This window comes from Lysobacter sp. CFH 32150 (genome assembly GCF_022758295.1).
Classification (GTDB): Bacteria; Pseudomonadota; Gammaproteobacteria; order Xanthomonadales; family Xanthomonadaceae; genus CFH-32150.
Window position 1 is genome coordinate 1 of the sequence record NZ_JALDWJ010000016.1, and the last position, 5,607, is coordinate 5,607.

At 55.1% G+C, this 5,607-nt stretch carries 2 tRNA genes and 3 rRNA genes; all 5 read left to right on the plus strand.

What is annotated here, in order from left to right:
- The first annotated feature begins 279 nt into the window (after positions 1 to 279).
- The 5 genes from MO486_RS16340 to rrf all read left to right on the plus strand — a co-directional run bounded on the left by MO486_RS16340 (position 280) and on the right by rrf (position 5,470).
- Positions 280 to 1,824 (plus strand): 16S ribosomal RNA (locus MO486_RS16340).
- Between the two features lie 127 nt (positions 1,825 to 1,951).
- Positions 1,952 to 2,027 (plus strand) — tRNA-Ala (locus tag MO486_RS16345).
- A gap of 25 nt (positions 2,028 to 2,052) precedes the next feature.
- Positions 2,053 to 2,129: transfer RNA gene (locus MO486_RS16350), tRNA-Ile, on the plus strand.
- A gap of 219 nt (positions 2,130 to 2,348) precedes the next feature.
- Positions 2,349 to 5,224: ribosomal RNA gene (locus tag MO486_RS16355) — 23S ribosomal RNA — on the plus strand.
- Between the two features lie 133 nt (positions 5,225 to 5,357).
- A 5S ribosomal RNA gene (gene rrf, locus MO486_RS16360) occupies positions 5,358 to 5,470 on the plus strand.
- Together the 16S, 23S and 5S rRNA genes with 2 tRNA genes alongside form the textbook arrangement of a ribosomal RNA operon.
- The last annotated feature ends 137 nt before the right edge of the window (positions 5,471 to 5,607 follow it).

Consider the following 5,607-nt stretch of genomic DNA (forward strand, 5'->3'; position numbering starts at 1 on the left):
GGAAAGGGCTGTATGATGTGCGGCTCGGTTCAGCACTTAGGTGCGGGCCACGGGGGTAGGCGCTGAGGCCTCTCTCACGATCTTTGACAGTGTGCGCAGGTGACTTGTGCGGGCGTCTGGCGGGTGGATGGTTGTCCATCTTGCAGACGTTCGTAACAGAGCAACAAGTCAATTCAAATGGCGAACCTGAAAGGGTTCAGCCAGCGAGTGATTTCAAGCCTGGGGCGAAGTCTGCACTCAAAGCATAGATGAAGGTCTTCGGACTGGATTCGTAATACTTAAGTGAAGAGTTTGATCCTGGCTCAGAGTGAACGCTGGCGGCAGGCCTAACACATGCAAGTCGAACGGCAGCACAGCCGGAGCAATCCGGTGGGTGGCGAGTGGCGGACGGGTGAGGAATACATGGGAATCTACCCTGTCGTGGGGGATAACGTAGGGAAACTTACGCTAATACCGCATACGACCGAGAGGTGAAAGCGGCGGACCGCAAGGCGTCGCGCGATTGGATGAGCCCATGTCGGATTAGCTAGTTGGCGGGGTAAAGGCCCACCAAGGCGACGATCCGTAGCTGGTCTGAGAGGATGATCAGCCACACTGGAACTGAGACACGGTCCAGACTCCTACGGGAGGCAGCAGTGGGGAATATTGGACAATGGGCGCAAGCCTGATCCAGCCATGCCGCGTGGGTGAAGAAGGCCTTCGGGTTGTAAAGCCCTTTTGTCCGGAAAGAAAAGTCTTCGGTTAATACCCGGGGATGATGACGGTACCGGAAGAATAAGCACCGGCTAACTTCGTGCCAGCAGCCGCGGTAATACGAAGGGTGCAAGCGTTACTCGGAATTACTGGGCGTAAAGCGTGCGTAGGTGGTTTGTTAAGTCTGATGTGAAAGCCCTGGGCTCAACCTGGGAATGGCATTGGATACTGGCGAGCTAGAGTGCGGTAGAGGGCAGTGGAATTCCCGGTGTAGCAGTGAAATGCGTAGAGATCGGGAGGAACATCTGTGGCGAAGGCGACTGCCTGGACCAGCACTGACACTGAGGCACGAAAGCGTGGGGAGCAAACAGGATTAGATACCCTGGTAGTCCACGCCCTAAACGATGCGAACTGGATGTTGGGTGCAACTAGGCACTCAGTATCGAAGCTAACGCGTTAAGTTCGCCGCCTGGGGAGTACGGTCGCAAGACTGAAACTCAAAGGAATTGACGGGGGCCCGCACAAGCGGTGGAGTATGTGGTTTAATTCGATGCAACGCGCAGAACCTTACCTGGCCTTGACATCCACGGAACTTTCCAGAGATGGATTGGTGCCTTCGGGAACCGTGAGACAGGTGCTGCATGGCTGTCGTCAGCTCGTGTCGTGAGATGTTGGGTTAAGTCCCGCAACGAGCGCAACCCTTGTCCTTAGTTGCCAGCACGTAATGGTGGGAACTCTAAGGAGACCGCCGGTGACAAACCGGAGGAAGGTGGGGATGACGTCAAGTCATCATGGCCCTTACGGCCAGGGCTACACACGTACTACAATGGAAAGGACAGAGGGCTGCAATCCCGCGAGGGGGAGCCAATCCCAGAAACCTTTTCTCAGTCCGGATTGGAGTCTGCAACTCGACTCCATGAAGTCGGAATCGCTAGTAATCGCAGATCAGCATTGCTGCGGTGAATACGTTCCCGGGCCTTGTACACACCGCCCGTCACACCATGGGAGTTTGTTGCACCAGAAGCAGGTAGCTTAACCGCAAGGGGGGCGCTTGCCACGGTGTGGCCGATGACTGGGGTGAAGTCGTAACAAGGTAGCCGTATCGGAAGGTGCGGCTGGATCACCTCCTTTAGAGACTAAAGACAGCAAATTGCTCGTCCAGACGTCCGCACAAGTGACCTGCATTCAGAGTTCCCGGTAACGAGAGTTACTGCGGGAGCGTCCCGTTTCATGGGCTTAGCAGCCTGTCTTGAAGCATGGGGCTTTAGCTCAGCTGGGAGAGCACCTGCTTTGCAAGCAGGGGGTCGTCGGTTCGATCCCGACAAGCTCCACCATCTGGCAACCAAGGACATATCTCTTGGGTCTGTAGCTCAGGTGGTTAGAGCGCACCCCTGATAAGGGTGAGGCCGGTGGTTCGAGTCCTCCCAGACCCACCACTCTGAATGACAATTGCGCACACAAAGATCTGAAGCGGCATCGCGTTGAGGCGATGCCGTGTTCTTTGACAATCGGGACGTAGCGAGCGTTTTGGAGAGAATGTCCATGACGTGTCGAGAGGCTAAGGCGAAGTAGCGCGAGCTACTTTTATGAAATTGAAGTGTGATAGTCGTTGATATTCGCAACGACGTATCTCCCGAGGCGACTTGGGGTGATATGGTCAAGCGAATAAGCGCACACGGTGGATGCCTTGGCGGTCAGAGGCGATGAAGGACGTGGCAGCCTGCGAAAAGTGTCGGGGAGCTGGCAACAAGCTTTGATCCGGCAATGTCCGAATGGGGAAACCCACTCCGCAAGGAGTATTCAACAGTGAATACATAGCTGTTGGAAGCGAACCCGGGGAACTGAAATATCTAAGTACCCGGAGGAAAAGAAATCAACCGAGATTCCCTAAGTAGCGACGAGCGAACGGGGACTAGCCCAAAAGTCTGTGTGGTTTTAGCAAAACACTCTGGAAAGGGTGGCCGTAGACGGTGACAGCCCAGTATGCGAAAGGGCCATGCAGATGAAATTGAGTAGGGCGGGGCACGTGAAACCCTGTCTGAACATGGGGGGACCATCCTCCAAGGCTAAATACTCCTGACCGACCGATAGTGAACCAGTACCGTGAGGGAAAGGCGAAAAGAACCCTGGTGAAGGGAGTGAAATAGACCCTGAAACCGTGTGCGTACAAGCAGAAGGAGCCCTTCGTGGGTGACTTCGTACCTTTTGTATAATGGGTCAGCGACTTACTGTTTGTGGCGAGCTTAACCGTATAGGGGAGGCGAAGGGAAACCGAGTCTGATAAGGGCGCATAGTCGCAGGCAGTAGACCCGAAACCGGGTGATCTAGTCATGCCCAGGGTGAAGGTTGAGTAACATCAACTGGAGGCCCGAACCCACTCCTGTTGCAAAAGTAGGGGATGAGGTGTGATTAGGAGTGAAAAGCTAATCGAACCCGGAGATAGCTGGTTCTCCTCGAAAGCTATTTAGGTAGCGCCTCGGACGAATCCTCTTGGGGGTAGAGCACTGTTATGGCTAGGGGGTCATTGCGACTTACCAAACCATGGCAAACTCCGAATACCAAGACGGACTATCCGGGAGACACACGGCGGGTGCTAACGTTCGTCGTGAAAAGGGAAACAACCCAGACCCACAGCTAAGGTCCCAAATTCACTGCTAAGTGGAAAACGATGTGGAAAGGCACAGACAGCCAGGAGGTTGGCTTAGAAGCAGCCACCCTTTAAAGAAAGCGTAATAGCTCACTGGTCGAGTCGGTCTGCGCGGAAGATTTAACGGGGCTAAGCAGTGAACCGAAGCTTGGGGTGCATACTTTGTATGCGCGGTAGAGGAGCGTTCCGTAAGCCGATGAAGGTGGATTGAGAAGTCTGCTGGAGGTATCGGAAGTGCGAATGCTGACATGAGTAACGATAATGGGGGTGAAAAGCCTCCACGCCGAAAGCCCAAGGTTTCCTTGCGCAACGTTCATCGGCGCAGGGTGAGTCGGCCCCTAAGGCGAGGCAGAAATGCGTAGTCGATGGGAAGCTGGTTAATATTCCAGCACCTCGCGTAAGTGCGATGGGAGGACGGAGAAGGTTAGGTGTACCGGGCGTTGGTTGTCCCGGGGAAAGCAGGTAGGTGTGGGTCTTTGGCAAATCCGGGACCCTTTAACACCGAGCAGCGAGACGAGCCTTCGGGCGAAGTCACCGATACCACGCTTCCAGGAAAAGTCCCTAAGCTTCAGCTTACGCAGACCGTACCGTAAACCGACACAGGTGGGCAGGATGAGAATTCTAAGGCGCTTGAGAGAACTCGGGTGAAGGAACTAGGCAACATGGCACCGTAACTTCGGGAGAAGGTGCGCCCTTCTTGGTGGCTCATGCGAGCTATAGCTGAGAGGGGCCGCAGTGACCAGGCCGCTGCGACTGTTTATCAAAAACACAGCACTCTGCAAACACGAAAGTGGACGTATAGGGTGTGACGCCTGCCCGGTGCTGGAAGGTTAATTGATGGGGTCAGCCGCAAGGCGAAGCTCTTGATCGAAGCCCCAGTAAACGGCGGCCGTAACTATAACGGTCCTAAGGTAGCGAAATTCCTTGTCGGGTAAGTTCCGACCTGCACGAATGGCGTAACGACAGCGGCGCTGTCTCCACCCGAGACTCAGTGAAATTGAAATCGCTGTGAAGATGCAGCGTTCCCGCGGCAAGACGGAAAGACCCCGTGAACCTTTACTATAGCTTTACATTGAACGTTGAGTTCGTCTGTGTAGGATAGGTGGGAGCCTATGAAACCCTGGCGCTAGCCGGGGCGGAGGCAACCTTGAAATACCACCCTGATGTGCTTGACGTTCTAACCTAGGTCCGTAATCCGGATCGGGGACCATGTATGGTGGGTAGTTTGACTGGGGCGGTCTCCTCCCAAAGAGTAACGGAGGAGCACGAAGGTACGCTCAGCGCGGTCGGACATCGCGCACTGTGTGCAAAGGCATAAGCGTGCTTGACTGCAAGAGCGACGGCTCAAGCAGGTACGAAAGTAGGTCTTAGTGATCCGGTGGTTCTGTATGGAAGGGCCATCGCTCAACGGATAAAAGGTACTCCGGGGATAACAGGCTGATACCGCCCAAGAGTTCATATCGACGGCGGTGTTTGGCACCTCGATGTCGGCTCATCACATCCTGGGGCTGTAGTCGGTCCCAAGGGTATGGCTGTTCGCCATTTAAAGTGGTACGCGAGCTGGGTTCAGAACGTCGTGAGACAGTTCGGTCCCTATCTGTCGTGGGCGTTGGAGATTTGAGAGGGGCTGCTCCTAGTACGAGAGGACCGGAGTGGACGATCCCCTGGTGTTCCGGTTGTCACGCCAGTGGCATTGCCGGGTAGCTACGATCGGAAGCGATAACCGCTGAAAGCATCTAAGCGGGAAGCGCGCCTCAAGATGAGATCTCCCGAGACTTTAGTCTCCTAAAGGAACCATCAAGACTAGGTGGTTGATAGGCAGGGTGTGTAAGCACAGCAATGTGTTGAGCTAACCTGTACTAATGATCCGTGTGGCTTGACCATATCACCTCAAGTCAACTTGGCTGACGCCAAGCACTTACCCTCGACAACACGTCGATGGCATTCGAACCAATGTAACAACGATCGCTACGTCCCCCTTATGCAAGCAGGCGCATCGCGCCGCTTCACCAGCTTGCTCAGTGACAATAGCGCTGTGGCACCACCCGATCCCATCCCGAACTCGGAAGTGAAACGCAGCCGCGCCGATGGTAGTGTGCATCCGCATGCGAGAGTAGGTCATCGCTGAGCATTTCTCCGAAGGCCCGTCCGCAAGGACGGGCCTTCTTCTTTGTACGTGCGGCACCACCCACCCCGGCCCGCGTGCCTGCGAGAGTAGGTCATCGCCAGGGCCTTTATCCAAAACCCCGTAGCTCACGCTGCAGGGT